This window comes from Vibrio sp. bablab_jr001 (assembly GCF_016464285.1).
Taxonomy (GTDB): domain Bacteria; phylum Pseudomonadota; class Gammaproteobacteria; order Enterobacterales; family Vibrionaceae; genus Vibrio; species Vibrio fluvialis.
Genome location: NZ_JACDWZ010000026.1, coordinates 1 through 21300, shown reverse-complemented (window position 1 = coordinate 21300; position 21300 = coordinate 1). Strand labels below are relative to the sequence as shown.

Genomic DNA, 21300 nt, shown 5'->3' with positions numbered 1-21300 from the left:
GGGTTAGACGAGGTCAAAACGGTCCGCGTTCATCACCTTGGTCCAAGCGGCTACGAAGTCTTTCACGAACTTCTCTTGGTTGTCGTCCTGAGCGTACACTTCCGCGTAAGAGCGCAGGATAGAGTTCGAACCAAACACGAGGTCAGCACGGGTTGCCGTCCACTTCGTGGCACCTGACTTACGGTCAACGATATCGTATTTGTTGCGACCCGTTGGTTTCCAGGTATACGCCATGTCGGTCAGGTTGACGAAGAAATCGTTCGTCAGCGCACCCACTCGATCAGTGAAGACACCGTGCGCACTGCCACCGTAGTTGGTGCCAAGGACACGCAGACCACCAACTAGAACCGTCATTTCTGGTGCAGTCAGGCCGAGCAGTTGTGCGCGGTCTAGCAACATCTCTTCTGGATTCACCACGTAGTCTTTCTTCTGCCAGTTACGGAAACCGTCTGCAAGTGGCTCCAGCACATCGAATGATTCTACATCGGTCATGTCTGCCGCTGCGTCACCACGGCCTGGACTGAATGGAACAGCGACATTGAAACCAGCCGCTTTAATCGCCTGTTCAATACCCACGTTACCAGCCAGAACGATCGTATCAGCAACGCTGATACCCGCTTCAGCTGCGATGTTTTCCAACACTGCCAGTACTTTCGCCAATTTGGCAGGTTCGTTGCCTTCCCAATCCTTTTGCGGAGCCAGACGAATACGCGCGCCGTTTGCGCCGCCACGGTTATCTGAACCTCGGAACGTACGAGCACTGTCCCAAGCGGTAGACACCATTTCCCCTGTGCTCAGACCGCTCGCAGCAATCTTTGCTTTCACCGCGTTGACATCATAATCGGTGCGACCTGCTGGTACCGGATCTTGCCAAATCAAATCTTCAGCTGGCACATCCGGGCCCAGGTAGCGCGATTTCGGCCCCAAATCACGGTGGGTCAGTTTGAACCATGCACGGGCAAACACTTCTTCGAAGTACGCTTGATCTTTGTAGAAGCGCTCCGAAATTTTGCGGTATTCAGGGTCGACTTTCAGCGCCATGTCCGCATCGGTCATCATTGGATTGTATCGGGCTTTGCCATCTTCAACATCCACCGGTTTGTCTTCTTCTGCGATGTCCACAGGCTCCCATTGCCAAGCGCCTGCCGGGCTCTTCGCTAACTGCCACTCATGTTCCAGCAGCATTTTGAAGAAGCCGTTATCCCATTGCGTCGGATGTGTTGTCCACGCGCCTTCCAGACCGCTCGTTACCGTGTTTCTGCCGATACCACGTGATTTGTGGTTCATCCAGCCCAAGCCTTGTTCTTCAAGATCCGCGCCTTCTGGATCCGGACCAAGTTCTGCTGCATTTCCGTTGCCGTGCGTTTTACCAACAGTGTGGCCACCAGCGGTTAACGCCACGGTCTCTTCATCATTCATGGCCATACGGGCGAACGTGACGCGCATATCTTGCGCCGTTTTCAGTGGATCCGGGTTACCATCGACACCTTCTGGGTTTACGTAAATCAAACCCATCATTACGGCTGCCAGTGGGTTTTCCAGATCGCGTTCACCAGAGTAACGGGTACCTTCACCGCCACTTGGTGCCAGCCATTCTTTCTCTGAACCCCAGTAAATGTCCTTCTCCGGATGCCAGATATCTTCGCGACCGAAACCGAAACCAAAGGTTTTCAGACCCATTGATTCGTAAGCCATGTTACCCGCCAGCAGGATCAAGTCCGCCCAGCTGATTTTGTTGCCATATTTTTTCTTCAGAGGCCAAAGCAGACGACGAGCTTTGTCCAGGTTGGCGTTATCAGGCCACGAGTTGAGTGGAGCGAAACGTTGGTTGCCAGTTGCACCACCCCCGCGACCATCCGCTGTACGGTAGCTGCCTGCTGCGTGCCAAGCCATACGAATCATCAGACCGCCGTAGTGCCCCCAGTCCGCTGGCCACCATTCCTGGCTATCGGTCATGAGCGCTTTCAAATCTTTCTTGAGTGCATCAACGTCGAGCTTTTTCAGCTCTTCACGATAATTGAAATCGACGCCATAAGGATTTGTCTTGGTGTCATGTTGATGAAGGATGTCGAGATTTAGTGCCTTAGGCCACCAATCCATGTTTGACGTACCCGTGGATGTCATGCCGCCATGCATGACCGGGCATTTACCGGAAGAACTACTTTCATGATTTGCCATAAGATGTCCCTTTACCTGTTTGGTTCAAGTTCGTTGATTCAGATTCAAAAGCGCTGAGTCAGTTAATTAAAATTAGTCAGAATTATTGTCTACGAAAGTGAGTCTAGTCCCGATGTTTCAAATATTCACATTATTTATGGCAATTATTTCAATAGAGAAAACCTATCAAAGAATTTTTCACCAATAGAATATGTAAACATTTTTAACAGAAAATAATAACCCATCCATCGATTCAGATTTTTTATTCTTACCAATAGTAGAAACTCGCTTTAGAAAATATAAACAAAAATGAAACTCACTTATATACAAAACCAATTGCATCAAATGAATCAATGAAATGAAGTCAACGATAAAACTGGAAACAGAGAAGTTAAGAAAATCCTTACAAAACATGAAAAAAAACAAAGATAAGCAAAGGAACCAATAGGCACAACATATAACAACGCGACGAATGGCAACATGCTAAACATGTCGATCTAACGCTATTATTAAATCTTCGCAAAGAAACAGATTGGACTAACAAAGAATAGATTGTGAATATTAACGATCTAAATCACAAATTGAAAAATATATAACTTTGGCATGATAAAAATGTGGATAGAAAGAATAAAAGTTTAAACACCCATCAATTTAAACGTCATATTGTTTAAACTTTTTCGTTAAAGCCAATCCCCAAAGAAAGAGATACTGGAACCTAGATCATATTTATAATAACGACGATGGTCATGTTTGATGTTACTTGTTCATTCTCCCACAACCATCATCGCGACATTATACTGACTTCTCACACATCGTGATGCTGAAGCAACGGAACCTCTTTGGGAATAGCGATACTGACCGTCAAAGTCATGGTATCTGGTTGAGTAAAGCTCAATGTATATCCTTGTTGACGACAGATATTGCTGATGATCGATAACCCCAGACCAAAACGCTCATTGCTGGTTCGCGCCGTATCTATCTGAAACAGGGGTAGCGTCAGCTTTGCAAGCTGCTCGTCGGTAATCGACTGCACCAACGCGTTAGTGATGGATAATTGATAGTCATCATCCACTTCACTCCAGCCCAGCGTCACGAGGCTTTCATGCGGGCTGTAATACAAGGCATTATCGATCAGGTTTTTTAAGATGGTTTCAATGCTGAAGCGGTCGGCAGAGAAAAATTCGTCCGCACAACTGCTGACTACCAGCCTCTGATCGATATCCGGATATTTGAACATCAAATCATGCTTCACTTGGCCAAATACGTTTTTGATCGACAGCAGTTGCCATTCGGTGTTCATCGCAATCGAAGACGTTTTTTGCAACAACAACAGGTTCTCCACAATCGCTTTCATACGTTTAGCGATCGCCAGCATGTCATGCTGGTAGGTTTTACTGATGCGTTCATCCTGCGGATAGCGAATGTAGACCTCACTCAGCGTGATCATTTCTGCCAGAGGCGTTTTTAGCTCATGAGCAATATCTGCCGTAATACGTTTTTCATTGTTGATCAGCGTTCGGTTGCTGCGAATGTAACGATTAAGTTCCTTACGGATTGGCTCAATCTCTTCCACCACTTGCTCAGGCAACTCCAGCTCTCCGGCCGCTGGCTGATCGCTGCTGTGCAGTGTTTTCAAATCCTGATTGAGTTTTTCAAGTGGCTCCAGGCCACGGCGAATCACATTCTTGGTAACATAACGCATCAGCATCATCGCCAGAATGAAGCTGCCGATCAGCAGCCCGTCAACCACCCAAACCAGCCTTTCCAAGCCAGTCGAGGATTCGTATATCGTCAGTGCAACCGGGAGAATTTCGTCATCACTGCTTTCAGGGACAAAATAGGACAGCGTCGCGCGGCCCATGTCACCATTGGGCATAACGATATCTACGATGCGATCACGACCCAGCTGCACATCCGGTTTAAGCAGATCAACATGTGGATACTGAGCCAATGACTCTGAACGTTTGATTGTGGTTTCATCGCGCCACAGCTGGAAGAAATGCGGATCGTCGCTTTCAGCATACTCAGGCATAAAACGTTCATCAGCCAAAAACTCAACATGATGGTCAGCCACTCGAATCTGAGATTTCAGATAGTTGGCTTTGTTGAGCATCGCCTGATCAAATTGGTCTTCAACCCAATCGTCCAGCCCCAAGTCCACGGACAAAAACACCATAAACAAGAAAGCCCCGAAAATCAGGGTGACGGAGTTAATCAGGTTGCGTTCAATGGAAGCAAACTGATTCGCTTTTGACAGTGAGCCGAACAAAGATTTCATTGCCACTTTCTACCTTAACTGCACTTTTGCGCTACATAGCCAAAGCCACGTTTGTTCTTCACTGGCAGATTGCCACCAGCATCACGCACCTTTTTACGAATGGAGGAAAGGTGCGCTTCAATCGTGTTTTTGGCGACATAATCAAAATGCCCCACCACGGATTCACTGATCTGTTCCACGCTCATCACCCGGTTTGGTGCACTGAACAAGCACTGTACGATTTTGAATTCGTTCGGGGTAAGATCAATGACCTGTCCCTGATAAAGAAAGGTTTTATCCGCTAAATTGACACAGAATTCGTCGATGGACAGTGTCTGGTCCACCTGCTCAAGACTACCTCGACGCATGATCGTCAGAATACGGGCATGCAGCTCTTCAAATGAAAAGGGTTTGGTCAGGTAATCATCAGCGCCTTGCAGCAAGCCTTCCACCCGATCCTGAGTGTCGGTTTTGGCGGAAAGAATCAACACGCGAGTCTGTTTCTTCTGTTTGCGCAGTGCTTTGAGTATTTCCAGGCCACTTAAGCCGGGCAGCATTAAATCGAGAATGATGACATCGTACTGGTTGTTAAGCGCCATACTCAGCGCTTCCTGACCATCACCCGTGTCATCAGTGGCAAACCCAAGATGGTTAAGACCCACAATCAAACTGCGGCGGAGCGTTTCGGAGTCTTCGATAATTAATAGTTTCACGGCAGGTTCTGTTATCGCGGAGGAATAGCTCAAGCATACGTGAAAACGCCGACAATGTGGACCCAAACGCTATGCAGAACTGGCAGAAAGCCCTACTCACAAACATAAAAAAACTCCCACCGAGGTGGGAGTTTTCAGCAATTCATTAGCCAATCATGCGTTCACTGTTTTCGGCCATTTCATTGAAAACGACCGTTTGCGCACGTTTGAAGAAGTTGAAATCGGTTGCCGTCGCACTGGTGTAAGCCCCCATCATGCGGCCGATAATCAAATCACCGTTATCCAGTTTTGGCAGCAGAATGTTTTCTGCAATCACGTCAATACTGTCACAAGTCGGGCCAGCCAGCACACTTGGTGCGTACTCGCCTTCTTGCTTCAGCGTCACCAATGGGTATTGTGCGTCGTCAAAAATCAAACCGCTGAACGAACCGTAAACACCGTCATCCAAGTAGTACCAAGTCTGACCATCGCGCTCAGCTTGACCCATTACCGACGCCACGCTCATCATAGATTGCGCGACAATAAAACGACCAGGTTCAGCAATCACCTGAACGGTTTCAGGCAGCTCTGCCAGTGCTTCGTTGATCGGCACGCAGAACTGATCAATCGGCATCACTTGTTTGGTGTAGTTCACAGGGAAACCACCACCGATGTCCAGCGTGCTCAGGGCAGGCAAACCACGCTCTACCACTTGTTCCATCACTTCTTTACACGTGTGGATCGCTTCCACGTATTTTTGTGGATTGGTGGTCTGAGAACCAACGTGGAATGACAAGCCTTTGATACGAATGTTCCACTCTTTTGCCATTTCAATAATGGTCAGTGCTTGTTCTGCCGAGCAGCCGAATTTTTTCGACAAGTCAGCAAACGCTTCAGAGTTTCGAAAGCTCAGGCGAACCAGAAGCTCTACATCATCGCGATAAGCTTTGAACTTCGCCAGTTCGTTCAGGTTGTCGACCACAAACACGTTACAACCGTAAGCAAGAGCGTCACGGATGTCGGCATCACGTTTGATTGGGTGAGTATGAATCGTACGTTCTGCAGGTACACCTTCCTGAGCAACCAGTTCAACTTCGCCGGTTGTCGCCAAGTCAAAGCTTGCGCCTTCTTGCAGCAACGTTCTTACCACCACTGGATGTGGCAGTGGTTTCAGTGCAAAGTGCAAAGTGACGTTTGGCAGTGCCGCGCTCAGTGCACGGTATTGCTGACGGATGATGTCACAGTCAAGCATCAGTAATGGCGCACCAAACTGTTCGACCGATGATTCGATCAAATGAATTTCGTCAGCAGAAAGCGCTTGAGAAGTGAAAGATTGAAAATTCAGAACTGAACGAGCAGTCGCCATGGCAAACCTCCAAAATAGTGAGCACTTTTCATATGCGTTGTGATGAAAAGTGGAGCGTCAATAAAAGCGCGGTTGCGCTGTCAAAGTCACTCTTGGATAGTTGCTCTATCGCCTTGCCACAAAACCAGCTGTGATGTACTCGGATTGGCTATCATCAAGAAGCGAGGCGATAGTAAGGTCATAAGTTGGTCAGCGCAATAAAAAATGCGGTGTTTAAAACTAAAACTTTTTTGTGGTAAAGATTGCATTATGTAATGGTTTTTCTGGGTCCCGAAACACGGTTGATCTCCTTGTCGGCAAAGGAAAATCTGGCCCGATTTCGATGAGTTTTTCAACCAAGATAGACGATCATTTTTCAACGGAGTAAAGTGAACATTGCACTCACACTCAATAATCACAAAGAGGCATTCTATGTTAATGACTTTTCGCTGCAAGGCGTCGGCAAACGTCACCATGTTTGGCAGCATCGGCCTGCAAATGTTGACGATGATGGGTCACAGTGAAACCGTCCCAGGAGCCATTCTCGCCAAGGATGTGCCAGAGGCACTTCGTTTGTTGCAAGCTGCGATAGAGCTCGAAAAGAAGAAGGCCCAGCCTGAAACGGATGATGATGAAGACAATGAGTCCGCGATTGAGCTGCCGGTCAGCATTGCAAATCGCGCTTTACCACTGATTGCGCTGCTTAAGGCAGCATCGCAGGAAGAGTGCGATGTGATGTGGGAAGAAGGATACTGATTTTCTTCCTCAACTTGTCACAATCACTAAGATCAAAAAGCCCCGCAATAGCGGGGCTTAGTTTTATTTGATGAGATCTTGCGGCGCCATCGTAATGTGCAGGTCGCGCTGCGGGAATGGAATCGACAAACCCGCCTCTTCAATTTTGCCTTTAAGCTGGCGTTGAATGCTCCAGTATGTTTCCCAGTATTTGTCTGTCGGACACCAGGCGCGCAGTTGCAGATTCACCGAGCTGTCTGCCAGCATCTGTACCATCACCTGAGGCTGCGGATCGCGCATGATTGCTTCATGACTCAGAGCCAACTCTTTCAGAACCTCTAACCCCACATCAACCGAATCTTTGTATGAAATACCCACCGTGACTTCCATACGACGACGATTGTTGCGGCTGAAATTTTTGATGGTCGCGCCCCAAACGGTGCGGTTTGGGCTGGAAATATACAGACCATCTGATGTTTCAAACACCGAAGTGAACAAGCCAATGTCTCTCACGCTGCCGGTATAACCCGCAAACTCGACAAACTCACCTTTTTTAATCGGTTTTAAGAACAGGATCATGATACCTGCGGCAATGTTGCTCAGCGTATCTTTCAATGCCAGACCAATAGCCAGACCAGCGGCACCGACCAGAGCAACTAAGCTCGCTGTATTCACGCCAAACAGATCAAGAATGATCACCAGCGCCAGCAAGTAAACAGAATAAGAAGCAATTTTCGATAGCAAACGCGCCACGATTTCATCACTGCTACCGACTTTCATCACGCCTTTAAAAACGGCTTTGCGAACAAGTTTCGAGATAATTGACGCAGCCACGAGAATAAGAATGGTCAGTAGCGTATTTTTCGCTACGTCCAACAGGAATGCCTGATGCGTGTTATAGAAGTCGACTAATGAATCCATGAATATCTCCGCAATGGTTATATGGATGGGTTTAAAGGCTAAGAAGGTGGGTGACTAACCCACACTTCCCTGAATCAAATACAGGTTATAACTCAGATAACACAAAACAAAAACCGCACCTTCAACACGGGTTATGGTTTTGGCCTTGCCAAATTTCAGTGCCATGATGAGCAGCAATGCAGTGATAAACAGCATTGCGGTCCAGTCGCGCCAGAAAATTTCAGCGCCGATGTTGTTGATGGGCTCGATGACTCCGGCAATACCTACCACCGCCAATGAGTTAAACATGTTTGAGCCGACCACGTTGCCAACCGCAATGTCATGTTCCCCTTTGCGCGCTGCCGTAATGGATGCCGCAAGTTCCGGTAAAGACGTACCAAGTGCAACGATGGTCAGACCGATCAGCAGATCACTGACACCCAGTTGCTGGGCTATCGTGACCGCGCCCCAAACCAGAATGCGGGAACTGACAACCAGCAGCAGCAAACCGGCTGCCAGCCAGAACATAGCCTTACCTTTTGAGAGCTCAGGACGCTGCATTTCTTGTTCAAATTCAGTCTGCAGAGAATCACGTTTGGCTTTAAGAGCACTCCAGATGGACCAACCGATGATCGTCAGAAAACCCACCAGCAGCACCCATGCTTCTGCCGAACTGATATCGTGATTCCAAAGCATGCCACCAAGCACCAAGGTGATGATCAGCAAAATCGGCAGTTCTTTACGGATAATATTGGAGTGAACGGCAATCGGAGCAATGAGTGCGGTGACACCCAGGATCAGGCTGATATTAACGATGTTGGAGCCCAGCGCATTACCCAGCGCCAACGCAGGGTTACCATCCAGCGCGGCCATTGCAGAGACGACCATTTCAGGCGCCGAAGTGCCAAAACCCACCACCAGCATACCAATCAGTAAAGGCGGCATGCCTGCGTAGTTTGCACTCGCCGCAGCCCCTTCAACAAATTTATCTGCACTCCAGACCAAAAGGCCAAATCCGGCAATAATTGCCACAATCGCTAACAACATAGCTCGTTTCCCACTTTCAAACACGCTTAAAAAGGAGTCGCAACCTGGCGGCGCTACAAAAAGCTGTTGTGTCTGTTGGTCAGTGTTGCCAGAAACAAAGATGTGTTGGTGCATTCAGTATAACGTTCAATTCTCACATTGGTTGTGAAAGGTAATATTTTACTCAACATGGATTACATCAGAACGTTTGCGCTGAGACTTTCAGCAAGTGATGGAATAGCTGATCATAAAACTCCGAATATCGACAGGCAAATTTACGTAAGCAAAGCAGCGGGACCTGTCGTTACCCCTACCTTGCTTAAGTCTTGCCAGAACATCAGGAACGTGAATACCACAAGCATGAGGCTTGGAGACTGTTGATATTCACTCTTCAATCAATTGAAGAAGGCTACTCCCTTAAACGCGCGCATTTAACTACGTCATTCCTGACAATGCAAGCGATTGTTTATTGGTCAATGATTCATCGGAGTAAATAAGCACCAGAATGAATATTTCTCTGACACCAAAAACAACGCTGATATTTGCTGGAATTCATTTCCGGAACTGCTGCTTCGCGCCATTCAGACTCTGCGAATATAGGGTCCAGAAATAAACAGAGGCCGCAGATACGGCCTCTTGTAAATTGTAACAATCATTGTTGCGGTTTGGCGTATCTCATGCTGCCACGATGAGCGAGAAATTCTTGTTCATCGATTAAGCCATTGCCATCAGCATCGATCTGCTCAAACATGCCATCGCTATTTGCGGCATTTTTCATCATGCGACCATCCGCGGCACGCTCCGCTTGTCTGGCTTGTTGAAATGCCACAAACTCTTGCTGAGTAATTGCACCGTCGTGATCGACATCGATCTCAGTAAAGGTCGGCATCTGCGTGGGCCCCATTCCGCCATTGCCTTTCCCCATACCATTCCCAGTGGCGTTTCCTGCAGCATAAGCGGGCAGAGACACGACAAAACATCCGATCAATAGCCATGAAGCTTTACGAATCATACATCCCTCCTTCCCTGTAAACACAACTCAGAGTGTAGACCTCGATAGCCATAAATTTTGTGAGGTTGTTTACAGATAGAGTAATGACGACTTTTTCACTCATGAGACAGGCAGAATTGATTGCACCTCAGCTCTCTCCACCTCCGTGTTCCACATAACGCGCAAAGCTAGCCAGAATGGTTTGCCAACCCTCTCGTTGTTGCTCGATTGAATGCGTCGTCTCCGCATCAAAGGTGACACGCACCAGCACGCCATCAATATGGACAGTAAAGGTGACTTCTGCTTTCCTATCTCCGAATTCATAGACAAGAAGAGATTCCGGTTCGACATGGGTATAGACACCAGCAAAATCAAATCCCATGCTGCCATCTTTCGCTTCCATTCGAGAGCAGAATTCTCCACCGACTTGTAAATCCACGGTCGCCTTGGTGGTGTGCCAATCATCAGACGCCGCATTCCAATGCACAATATCTTCCGGTGTTGTATAGGCATGCCACACCCGAGCAAGCGGGGCGGCGACTTTCTGTTCCACGGTGATTTTCATCTTTTATCCTTTTGCCACTGACTGTGTGAGCGAATCGCCTATAAACCATAGTTAAAATTAACGAAGTTACCAATCAGCGGCATTCAGGATAAATAAGCATCGCTATGAGTGTGAAGCGCATTTATGGCTCATATACATTGCCTGACAGGAAGCATTACAGTTGCTGATTAAACTGACTGACAGCATCAACCACTTTCTGCGCTCCGCGCTGAATATCACCCATGACCTGACCTGCCTCCGTCGATAGCTCCAATGCTTCACCAGCCTGATTCTGGCAACGCGCGATCAACTCAACAGCATCTTTGGTTCGTTTGAGGTTTTCACTCACCACCGCCACAATTTCTTCGGTGGTTTTATTGGTGCGAGAGGCTAACTGGCGCACTTCATCAGCCACCACGGCAAACCCGCGCCCCTGTTCCCCCGCTCGCGCAGCCTCAATCGCTGCATTCAGCGCCAGCAAGTTGGTTTGATCAGCAATGCCGCTGATGCTGCTGACCAGTTCACTGATCTTTTTCGAGTGCTCACTTAACGCTTCAATCCCCTGACTCGCCTGCTGCATTTGTTGCGCCAGCGCTTCCATTTTGTCAATCGTGGTACTTACGACCTGCTGACCTTGAGAGGTTTGTTGCCCTGTCACTTCAGAAACATCAAAGGCGATTTTCGCCGCTTCGGCCACCGCCAGTTCCTGATTCACCTGGTCGGTGATCACCGTGGCAAACTTTACGACCTTATACAGTTCACCTAAATCGTTATGAATGGGGTTATAAGACGCTTCCAGCCAAACAATTTGCCCATGACTGTCCACGCGCTTAAAGCGTTCGGAAACGAACTGACCACTGGCCAGTTTTCTCCAGAATTCTTTATAAGCGGGCGAGTTAACCTCTTCTGCTTCGCAAAAGATGCGATGATGTTTTCCCGCAATCTGATCATTGTTGGAATACCCCATGGTTCGCAGAAAATTGTCGTTAGCGCGGATGATAGTGCCGTCCAATGTAAATTCAATCACCGCTGTGGAGCGATTGAGCGCTTTGAGCATATCTTCGTGCTCACGCGACGTTTTGATGGTTCGAGTCAGCTCTGCCGCATAGACAGCGATGCGCAGCACCTGATTTTTGCTGTTTTTTATCGGCTGAATAATGGTACGCAGCCAAGCCTCTTCGCTGGTCCCCTTCTTCAACTGCACTGCACCGTTCCAATGCTCCGCACGCACCAACGCTTCTTTCATCCGGTGAAAATGCTCAGTATCCCGCGCTTTCTCCGGCACGAGTTCCGTCATGTGTTTACCGGATACTGCCGTTTGCTTCAGGCCCAGCTCGTCCTCAAAACGCGCATTGACCGAAACAACAACACCTTTGGGATCCAACGTAATGCGCAGCATATCTTCATCAAGACTTTCACGTATTTGAACCCAAGAGTGAAGATCTTCTTTAAGCTGCTGATTTTCCTTTTGAAGTGACTTATTGAAAAACATAGTGGCCCTGTCTGGTAATAAGGTGTTTGAACTCGAATGCAAAAAGCATCCAGGTTGCTTTTATAAACTGACTTAGTAGGTTATCTGCCGAAACGGCGTTTGTTTGAATAGTATTTAAACTTTCGTTCTAAACCAAAAGTTTGTCTATTTATTATTGTCGAATTCAGCACCATTTGCCGATGTGAATTTATGAACGAAGATCTAACTGTTGAATGGACAGCCGCCCCTCTCCGAGACTGCGGACCATGATGGGGTTTAAATCCAACCAGATAGTAGATGTGCCAGCGGAGTCATTACCAGCAAAGTTGCGAGAGCTTTTTTGCAGATAATTGTATTCAGGCTTTACCTGAAAGCATTGGGCAATGCTCTGACTTGCAAAAACTGATATTAGCCGGAAATCAGCTTACTAACTTGCCTGATTCACTGGCCCGATATCACCGCTTAGAACTCGCCCGTATCGCAGCGAACCAGCTCAAAGCTCTATCCGAATGGTTATTACCTTTGCCTAGATTACTTTGGTTAGCGATAGGAAGTTTTCTACATCAGTACTATTCCGGATTGCCGGCACAATAGCGGATGCCGTACGTCATCTTCACCAACAGGGGGTGATGCATGGTGATTTGTACGCACACAATATACTGATTACATCATCAGGAGATGCTCTACTAACTGACTGGTGCTGCATCATTTTTTGATGTTACAGATCCTAATCAATCAGCGAAATTGCAACGTTTGGAAGTTAGAGCGTTTGGGTGTTTGTTGGAAGAACTGACAGAACGTAGTGATGATTTAAATGATCAAGTTCGAGTAGAGTTGGAGGCACTAGCTTTTGGCTGTCAACATCGCGACATTATGGCTCGACCTACATTTGATAAAATCTGCAATATTTTATCTCAGGTTCAATCAGGCACTGAATCATCCATTAAAAGGCAATACTGATAAACTTAAGTTGATAGGTGCAATTTACAAGTCGTTATCACATTCAGTGATTGCCTTGTAGAAACGGGACAAAGGTACTCGAATGTTTTGCTGGCCTAAACGGGTACCCATTCGGTCCTCTGATCATGCATGAAGTCACACATCTCAGTTGACGACGCAGCTATAACGTTACCCGGAGGCTTTGGTGGTGTAGCTGGAGACATTGAGAACCAGTACCATGGCACCACCATAGTCGTTCCTAAAAGGAAGTGATAATTCAGTGTACGAGTGCTACACACAAGTGACACTTAGAAAAATATAATGGGGGTATTGCTTTTAGGCTACTGATGTTGCTTGAAAAAACGCTCAGCGCTAGCGAACAGAGAGTTACAGTGTTTTTCATGTTGCAAGTATTCTGGTGTCCCTTTTTCCATCGTTTCGAGCTCAGCCTTAGCTTTATGGTACTCACCAACCATTTGCTCGAATTTTGCTTCATAACCGCCTTTCCACGCTTTCTTTTGCGCTTTTTCGTGTCGACTTTTTCTCATTAACTGTTCCTTATTGCTAAGTGCAAAACGTCAATAACATTAAATATATCACCTCAAATAAATAATTAATTACAATAACTAATACATTTCCGAGCTAAATTAATATTATCTCTGTTAGTGTTTATTAAGCACAAAAAAATAAAGATACGATATTCAGTTACACTCACTTAAATTAGAGTGTAATTCACATCGCACCTTTATAATAATTAATTCTTATTGCTGCCAATGGCTTCAACAAAAACACACATTATCATCCAGGAAGGAATAGACAGTGTGTTTCCGGAGCTAGATTATGCAGTTTGAACGTTTGCAGCTTGAGGACCTTTCGCGCCCTGCTCTACGTTGAACGTTACTTTTTGGCCTTCAGTCAAGGTTCTGAAACCTTCTGAAGCGATAGCATTGAAGTGTACGAACACGTCCGCGCCACCGTTGTCTGGAGTAATGAAACCGAAACCTTTAGTTTCGTTAAACCATTTTACTGAACCTGTAGTCTTATTAGACATAAATACCTCGTTATTAATTAAAGATTCGAAAGCGAGACTATTTGATGGAAGATGAAGCATAAGTTACTGCAGGAGTAATATAACGAAATAACTCGAAAGAAAACTAAGAAGAGACTTGAACTAAACATTTCATAAATAGCTCTCGTTTAAGAGCTTCGGGTACTATACACGGATGTACTCAAATAGATAGGAATATTTTGATTTATTTTCTCTAACAACCAATTTTTGTATCAAAAATATTTCCATGATTTCGTTCGTGAATCTAATGATACCAGTGCCTAAGCGTTAGTAGTCAGCAGGACGTTTTGAGAAATGGCAGATCTAGTTTTTGGGATGCTAACTAAGGGATGGAGCGAGGCAACGATGAAACATTGAACACTATTGAATGGAGAACTTACCCAGGCTTTCACCTTGGCCGTTCAAAATTTCTCCGCAGCTCGATTGCTCGCAGTACAAAAAACTCACGTTCCTATCGAAAACAGGCAGCTTTTGAAAAACGTGTCGTCTCAAAATATCGCTATTCAGTTGGTGAATAAATTCTGACCAACTCAGTTCATTGTGGTTTAGGTAAAATTCTATTTTGAACATTCTTGTTTCTTTCCTTGTACGGATTCTTGGTCACGATTGGTGTGATACCAATAGATTTGTCGGCTGGTTCGTCTAGCCATAATAAATTTAACTTCTGTTTAGTTTACGGAAAGGCAAGCATGGCATGAGAGAGTTTCAGCCGTGCGAACCTAAAAATACTTCGATAAAAAATGTATAGGGATACTTAAGCTATTTGATGGAATATAAAGAGGAAGTAATCGCAGGTATGTGACGAAAGAATTCGAAAAGATACAGGGAAGAGACTTGAACTTGATGTTACATGAATAGCTCATATTTTATGAGCAAGGCACACTATACACGCAACAAACTAAATAGATAGCTTTTTCGTTTGCATTGCAAAAACTGATTCATTGCTCACCAGCTCTAAATGAAACGTGAGAAGGCAAATCAATGATGTCGGTTTATAAAGGAACTGACGAGCTATAGCGCTTCATTGTGACGAAAACTGGTGTGAGCGTTGGGAATGTGCCACGCTGTTATACGCTGCCTGCAGTTTCAACGACTAAAACTCTTGCTTCACCTTGTGGATGAGCTACATGCTCAGTACCCATTGACGCATAGAAAATATCGCCTGCCTGCAAGGTTGTCGTTTTTTCTTGTCCATCAATGCGATATAGCATTTCAACAACACCATCTAGTACAACAAAAACTTCTTCACCATCGTTGATATGCCATTTATAGGGTTGATCTGTCCAATGTAAGCGCGTAGTGATGCCATTCATGTTCGCTATGTCTTTAGCTCCCCAAGCTCGCGATGCTTTAAACTCCCTGCTTCTTATAATTTCCAAAATTATCATCCTTTTTAAGGGAATAACGCCACGTGAGGCGTTTGTCATGCACGTGCTTCCGACCAAACTGCAAACTCATTGCCACTTGGCTCTACAAAATGGAAACGACAACCACCGGGAAATTCAAAGATGGGACGGATAATATGGCCGCCATTGTTCGCGACTTTATCCAAAGTAGATTCAATGTCCGCACTGTAGAATATTAAAAGTGCACCACCATTTTCAGTCCGACTAGAAAGCTCAGCCTTAAAAAAGCCACCGTCTAAGCCTTCATTTGAAAATGCGGTATAGTCAGATCCATAGTCAACAAAGCTCCAGCCAAAAACCTTTGAAAAAAACGCTTTCGTTGACTCCAAGTCTTTAGCTGCAAACTCTACATAATTGATCTTTTCATGCTGATTCATTGTTAACTCCTGTCTTTTTTTCATTGGCGCACGACGCAACGTTAATTAAGTCGCGATCTACACTTCCACCTAAACTGCCAAACGTTACGAATCACTCTTGAATGCTTTGTATGCCTCCATTTTCTACTGCTTGTTTAAGCCCTTTCATCGTCGCAGGTAAGGCTCTTTTCATCTGTTTACCTATTAACCTGCCGAACAGTGAAGCCAGGAAGCCCGAAAATTTCACAGCGTGAATCACTTCCGTTTGCTTACCTTTTCCCCGCAGTTCATGTTCAAAACTAATTTGGCAAAGTGGCAAGCGACTAATTGTTGTAAAGGACTTATTTATAGTTACTTCCGTAAACTCTATTTTTGCTTCCGGTCCTTTCATAGGTTTGAGCCTACCTTTTGGTAAGGCCTGAAATTTCTAGACACCTTTCAGGCTACTAAAATAATGGTTTTCATAGTCTGTTGGCGATAATCGCCCGTTGCTAGTATGACGCCTTTTGGGGTTATAAAACATCTCGATATAGTTAAAAATATCCAGCCGAGCTTCCGCCCTTGTTTTATATTGCCTGCCACGCACTTTCTCCTTCTTCAGATTACTAAAAAAGCTCTCTGCTACGGCGTTATCGTGACAGTTTCCGCGTCGACTCATGCTTTGCTGGATATTAAATGACTCCAGTAACTTTCTGCATTTTCGACTCGAATATTGGCTACCCTGATCGGAGTGCAGATGAACGATAGATTCTGGCTTTCTTTTCCAATAAGCCATGGTAATCGCCGAGAGAACAAGGTCTTCTGTCATTCTTTCCGACATTGACCAGCCCACAATGTTACGTGCATACAAATCCATCACAACGGCCAAAAACAAGAAGCCTTCATGGGGGTGGATATACGTAATGTCGCTGACCCACCATTGATTGGGTGCCGACACCTCAAATTGACGGTTAAGCACATTAGGTGTCGAAATGAGTTCGTGTCCTGAATAATCCACTTTAGGGCGCTTATACCCCCGTAAAGCCTGGATCTTCGCACTTTGCATCAATCTCAACACGCGATCTCGACCACATTCAATCTGCTCTTCTTGCAAATCAAGATGAAGGTTGCGGTAACCGTGTAAGCCGCCGCTTTCCAACCAAAGTTGCTTTATCTTGGTAAGTAATTGTTGGTCTTCAATCTGCCGATGGCTATGCGGAACCTTGAGCCAAGCGTAATAGCCACTTGGATGAAGCTCCAGACTGCGACAGAGGACTCTAACGGGGTAACGATCAATGCGAGATTTTATGAATGCGTATCGTTCTTTGACTCGTTGGCAAAGAACCTTGCGGCTTCCTTTAATATGTCTCTTTCTTGCTCGGCTCGTTTAAGTTGCTTCTTTAAACGAGCAATTTCGGCCTGAAGATCATTGTCTTGCTTGCGAGCAGTAGGTGGTTTGGAAAACTTCGATACCCAGTTGTATAACGTTTTGCCTGAGATGCCTAAACGAGCCGCAACATCGTTCACTGAGTAACCATGTTGAATAACTTGATTGACGGCTTCTTGCTTAAATTCGTCGGTGTAGCGACTTCCCTTTGCCATAGTTTTACCCTTTATAGTTTGATTACATTTTTACCATAAAAAGTGTCTATGAGTCTCAGGCCTTACCAGTTTGACGCATCAGGCGTGTTCATCAAAACACGCCTCAGAGTCTGGACGATTAAGCAGAAATCCAAGGTTAGCGATGATGCGGAAGCGATCGCCCAAGGGAGCGCAGCGACCGTCATTGGCGGCACCGCCGCCTCTCGGAGTTCTGTCAATAACTGTACGGAGCCCCGCGAGGATCAGGTCAGCGATCAGCTCACCAAGTTGTTAGCACCAGAGCGAAGAAAGGCGAATAAACCGCCAAATATTGATGAAGCGGCACTGGCCGCACTCAAAAAAGGCAGCTCAATTCGCATCGATAATGAACGAAGTATCCAATTCCGCCCTGCGGAGGTAGACGAGTACGGCGAAAAACGCCCGGCCCAGCTGGTCGAAGTCAGCCGAGCGCCTGCCGATGATTTGTCGTGGATGAATTTTGAAGGTTGGGATGAAGTGTTAGCCCAACCAGAAACCGAAGAGTATCAACAACCGGACCTGTCGTTCTTCCCAGAACTGGAAGACGACTGGCCGTTAGCGTGAGGAGATCCCATGTTAATCACCTGCCCTATTTGCGGAAGCAAAGCACGTATTGCAACGTCCAAAGCGATGAGTAACGAAACGCGCGAAGCCTATTGCCAATGCCTGAACCTAAACTGCGGCCGTGCGTTTACCACGCTGACCACGGTCAACCGCATTATTGAACCGACTGGCGCCAAGCCAGACCCAGAACTGCAACCGGAGCTGTGCAAGGGAGATGTGGATCAGATGGAGATGTTTGGGTGCTAAGAAACAATTGAAATCGAATTGGCAACAAACGTCATTTTCTATTAGTTGACTCTGGTCATATAACCATATGAATTTAATATCGATTACTGTTATAAATGATAGTATCTCGAGTGAAAGTATAATTATTATCACCAAAGATAATCAAAGAGGAATCATGAATCGTTTATTAATAATGACAGTATTAATTCTCAGTGGATGCCAATCAACGCAGATGATTTCAAATGAAGAACTAGATGAATTTTTTAGAGATATAGCGACGTATAACGTTGATTTGGGTAGCTCTGGAATTTTGTTGATGTCTGGAGATTACATTGATTCCTTTGAAACACGCGAAGACTCCAATATTTATAGAGTTCGTTTGGTCAAAGAAAAAACAGGTTACATAGACAGGATAATGCAAGAAAGATGCTCTTCTTCAGGTGGTGATGTGTACATATACGAGGGTATAGACCCTAACCAAAGATTTGCGGCATGCGAATCGAAAGTAGATAGAGACCATCAGATTTTTGGGTACGGCACCCTGTACGAACCGATCCAAAAAGAGTCGTTCAAAGGATGGGTGCTCAGATACTATGAACTCAAGAACTCATCAACTCTTCCCCAAAATCACTTCCCTAAATTTACGACCAGAGAAGCTAAACTGGCTGAGAAGAAAGAACAACAGCGTCAAGAGAAAGAGTACGAATTGTCAAGACAACAGAAAGAAATCGCAGAGTTAAAACAAAAAAGTTTAGATACCAGATCGCAAGTTTTAACTAAGGGTACGAGAATTTGTAGCGTATCTTTAGACAACAAAATTGTCGCTTACACAGAAGACTCGACTGATAAGAAAATTAAAGTTGTAGTTGGCTCTAACACTATTTGGGACTGGCCCGACAATTGGTACGCATGCGATAGAGGCTAAACCGTAAAAACAACTTTCCTTAGAAACTGCCTATTTATGACACTCTATTTTAATTGGTAGAGCTATTAAAGGATCCAAAAACGATCAAAAACGCACGTTTGCGATCTCGGCACTTCTCTAAATCCCCAATCTAAAACAGCCCTGAGTTCAGTTCCCATCAGGGCTGTGGTGCAATAACCCTACCTAATTATTTTGCGTCTTTGATTGCGCAAAGTTGCAGTGCTGAATTTTGGTGCGGAGGGAGGGGTGAGTCCGAATCAGGTCTGAGCGCCTGTCCCCGCCATCATTTTTCCAGTCTGCTGCCTTCTTTGATTTATTTGAGATGAAGTGAGAGCTTTCATGTGGGAACGACAGTACGAGCGCGGGCGATGGAACGGGCATCAGCTCAACATCCTGGCGACCGCCATTGATGGTGGCCAGCGCCTGCATGTTAGTGAAATTCCCTACGCCGAGCTGCCCAACATCCGTGTGATGGGCAGTAAATCCCGCATCATCAAACTCGATGTCGTCTTTGTCGGCGCCGACTCGCTGGCCGATGCCAACGCATTCATTGCTAACCTTGAATCATCCCCGGCAGGAGAGCTGGAGCACCCGTGGCTGGGCGAGCTGACGCTGGTATTCGAAACCTTTTCGCAAAGCATCAGCACCAAGCGCGGTGTGGTTACACTCAGCCTGAGCTTTGTGCGAGCCGGCACGCAGCCGACCATCAACACATCAGCGACCGTCCGGGTGAAGCAACAGGCCAGCACGGTAGAAAGTGTCTCAGCGCAGTCGTTCGCCCGTGATGTGAAAAACCTCAGCGTGGCCGACATCAACCAGACACAGAACGATTTCACTCAGTCACTCAACGTCTTGGTGGACATCACCCATCGTCTGAGCCTCGCCGATGACAAGCTGCAAAACATCAACTCAGCCATCAACGAAGCGTTTGGTGCCATCAGTAGCATCAGCAGTGCGCCGGATAAGTTCGCCACGCTGCTGAGCACCGCCGTTGATCGCGTCGCCGAGGGCGTTCAGCTTGAGCCTGACTCCGACAGTGAGGCCGTCGACAACGCCCGCACCGCGCAGCAACTGATGTTGAGTCAGGTCAAAGAGGACGCTGCCACCCCTCATCACAACATCCAGATGGTGACCGGAGCCGTGAAGGTCAGCAAAGATGTCACCCGTCTGGAGAAGCAGGACCAGTTTGATATCACCGCCGTGAGCAAACAGCCAGCCATTATTCAAAGCGACCTCGCAGCACTGCTTGACGGCATTGATGCGCGCGTGCGTGAAACGACAAGCGTCTCAACGGTTGAGAGCTTAGACATCTTCGATGCATTGGTGGCGCTGGAAGGCGGCATTCAGACGCAGCATGACAAAGTCATCAAAGGCACCGCGGCGCACCGTGTGATTGAGCAGCCGCGCAGCAAACCCGCCCTGACCATCGCGCACGACCAATACACGGCAGAGCCTATTGTTACCGCGATGAATGCACTGCAACACCCTCTGTTTCTGCGTGGTGACATTGCCGTGAGGAATCCGCAATGAGCCAGCTTACGATGCACATCAATAGTGCGCAGACTGCGTTTTACTCAGCCGAACTCAGCTACTCTCTCGAGCAGCTCGCGCACACCTTTCGCTGCAAAGTACCGGTGATGGCCATTGACCAGCCTCTGCCGGTGAGCTTCTACCTCGGCGGTCAGCTTATCCTGAAAGGACAAATTGACCAGGTTGAGTCCGCCACCGATTCAGGCAGCCGCTCAGTCACCATCACTGGCCGCTCCGTCAGTGCCAACATGATTGACTCGCGCATCACCATGGATGCGCTTTACGACCAGCCGACGGACAAATTACTGCGCCGCCTGGCCGCGCCGTTTGGTCTGCGGGTAGAGAGTCTGGTCTCCGCATTGAAGGCCGTACCGGAGTTTCAGATCAACGCAGAGTCGCCGGTGGAAAACATCGCGCAGCTGATTCGGGAGCAAGGCTTGGCGCTGATTGAACGCAATGGCGTACTGACGATTGAGAACACCGCGCACAGCATCATTCAGGGTATCGGGCTTGAAGTCGGCAACAACATCGAACGCCTTGAGATTGCCCGTCAGTTCCATACCCGTTTT

Annotated in this window: 19 protein-coding genes and 2 pseudogenes; 6 read left to right on the top strand and 15 right to left on the bottom strand. The window is 46.7% G+C overall.

Annotation, left to right across the window (positions count from 1 at the left end; translation table 11 throughout):
• Window positions 1-3: 3 nt before the first annotated feature.
• From katG to JIG40_RS01360, 4 genes are all read right to left on the bottom strand, one after another.
• The gene (katG, locus tag JIG40_RS01375) at window positions 4-2178 is read right to left on the bottom strand and encodes a catalase/peroxidase HPI (protein ID WP_020327458.1); all 2175 of its coding nucleotides are present in this window, start codon (window positions 2176-2178) and stop codon (window positions 4-6) included.
• A gap of 784 nt (window positions 2179-2962) precedes the next feature.
• A complete protein-coding gene (locus JIG40_RS01370) occupies window positions 2963-4435 on the bottom strand; it encodes a HAMP domain-containing sensor histidine kinase (RefSeq protein ID WP_199464647.1) in 1473 nt (490 codons plus the stop codon).
• Window positions 4436-4449: 14 nt separating this feature from the next.
• A complete protein-coding gene (locus JIG40_RS01365) occupies window positions 4450-5127 on the bottom strand; it encodes a response regulator transcription factor (protein WP_020327460.1) in 678 nt (225 codons plus the stop codon).
• Between the two features lie 145 nt (window positions 5128-5272).
• Complete coding sequence (locus JIG40_RS01360; protein ID WP_020327461.1) at window positions 5273-6472, bottom strand: type III PLP-dependent enzyme; 1200 nt, start codon at window positions 6470-6472, stop codon at window positions 5273-5275.
• Window positions 6473-6883: 411 nt separating this feature from the next.
• Here JIG40_RS01360 and JIG40_RS01355 point away from each other — a divergent pair, with 411 nt between their 5' ends.
• Window positions 6884-7207: a DUF1840 domain-containing protein gene (locus tag JIG40_RS01355; RefSeq protein ID WP_024373896.1), complete on the top strand. Its 324-nt coding sequence runs from the start codon at window positions 6884-6886 to the stop codon at window positions 7205-7207.
• A gap of 63 nt (window positions 7208-7270) precedes the next feature.
• Here the strand turns inward: JIG40_RS01355 and JIG40_RS01350 are convergent, their stop codons facing one another.
• The 11 genes from JIG40_RS01350 to JIG40_RS01295 form a co-directional block, all read right to left on the bottom strand.
• On the bottom strand, window positions 7271-8107 hold the full coding sequence (locus tag JIG40_RS01350) for a mechanosensitive ion channel family protein (RefSeq protein WP_199464646.1): 837 nt from the start codon (window positions 8105-8107) through the stop codon (window positions 7271-7273).
• A gap of 54 nt (window positions 8108-8161) precedes the next feature.
• Window positions 8162-9133: a calcium/sodium antiporter gene (locus JIG40_RS01345; RefSeq protein WP_020327464.1), complete on the bottom strand. Its 972-nt coding sequence runs from the start codon at window positions 9131-9133 to the stop codon at window positions 8162-8164.
• A 631-nt stretch (window positions 9134-9764) separates the two neighbouring features.
• Complete coding sequence (locus JIG40_RS01340) at window positions 9765-10124, bottom strand: EF-hand domain-containing protein (RefSeq protein ID WP_020327465.1); 360 nt, start codon at window positions 10122-10124, stop codon at window positions 9765-9767.
• 127 nt (window positions 10125-10251) lie between these two features.
• The gene (locus JIG40_RS01335) at window positions 10252-10668 is read right to left on the bottom strand and encodes an SRPBCC domain-containing protein (RefSeq protein ID WP_020327466.1); all 417 of its coding nucleotides are present in this window, start codon (window positions 10666-10668) and stop codon (window positions 10252-10254) included.
• A gap of 154 nt (window positions 10669-10822) precedes the next feature.
• Entirely contained in the window at window positions 10823-12139 is a 1317-nt protein-coding gene (locus JIG40_RS01330) for a methyl-accepting chemotaxis protein (RefSeq protein WP_047462671.1), read from the bottom strand.
• A gap of 1259 nt (window positions 12140-13398) precedes the next feature.
• Window positions 13399-13605 (bottom strand): hypothetical protein, encoded by a 207-nt coding sequence (locus tag JIG40_RS01320; protein WP_020432512.1) that lies wholly within the window; start codon window positions 13603-13605, stop codon window positions 13399-13401.
• A gap of 290 nt (window positions 13606-13895) precedes the next feature.
• Window positions 13896-14108: a cold-shock protein gene (locus JIG40_RS01315; protein WP_020327470.1), complete on the bottom strand. Its 213-nt coding sequence runs from the start codon at window positions 14106-14108 to the stop codon at window positions 13896-13898.
• 1085 nt (window positions 14109-15193) lie between these two features.
• Window positions 15194-15553, bottom strand: coding sequence for a cupin domain-containing protein (locus JIG40_RS01310; protein WP_244662616.1), 360 nt, complete (start codon window positions 15551-15553; stop codon window positions 15194-15196).
• Entirely contained in the window at window positions 15550-15909 is a 360-nt protein-coding gene (locus JIG40_RS01305) for a VOC family protein (RefSeq protein WP_158142939.1), read from the bottom strand. Before JIG40_RS01305 ends, JIG40_RS01310 begins: the two co-directional genes overlap by 4 nt.
• A gap of 91 nt (window positions 15910-16000) precedes the next feature.
• Window positions 16001-16279: a hypothetical protein gene (locus JIG40_RS01300; RefSeq protein ID WP_199464644.1), complete on the bottom strand. Its 279-nt coding sequence runs from the start codon at window positions 16277-16279 to the stop codon at window positions 16001-16003.
• A gap of 36 nt (window positions 16280-16315) precedes the next feature.
• A protein-coding gene (locus tag JIG40_RS01295) for an IS3 family transposase (protein WP_199464643.1) occupies window positions 16316-17469 on the bottom strand; the annotation gives its coding sequence in 2 pieces (ribosomal slippage) (window positions 16316-17220 and window positions 17220-17469; 1155 coding nt in all).
• A 90-nt stretch (window positions 17470-17559) separates the two neighbouring features.
• Here JIG40_RS01295 and JIG40_RS01290 point away from each other — a divergent pair.
• The 5 genes and pseudogenes from JIG40_RS01290 to JIG40_RS01270 all read left to right on the top strand — a co-directional run.
• Window positions 17560-18051, top strand: a pseudogene (locus tag JIG40_RS01290) (replication endonuclease); the annotation flags it as partial.
• A gap of 9 nt (window positions 18052-18060) precedes the next feature.
• Complete coding sequence (locus JIG40_RS01285) at window positions 18061-18297, top strand: ogr/Delta-like zinc finger family protein (protein WP_158130340.1); 237 nt, start codon at window positions 18061-18063, stop codon at window positions 18295-18297.
• 154 nt (window positions 18298-18451) lie between these two features.
• The gene (locus tag JIG40_RS01280; protein WP_158151134.1) at window positions 18452-19201 is read left to right on the top strand and encodes a hypothetical protein; all 750 of its coding nucleotides are present in this window, start codon (window positions 18452-18454) and stop codon (window positions 19199-19201) included.
• 339 nt (window positions 19202-19540) lie between these two features.
• Complete coding sequence (locus tag JIG40_RS01275; protein ID WP_199464642.1) at window positions 19541-20731, top strand: DNA circularization N-terminal domain-containing protein; 1191 nt, start codon at window positions 19541-19543, stop codon at window positions 20729-20731.
• Window positions 20728-21300 (top strand): annotated as a pseudogene (locus JIG40_RS01270) (phage tail protein); the annotation flags it as partial. The gene JIG40_RS01275 and the pseudogene JIG40_RS01270, both read left to right, overlap by 4 nt.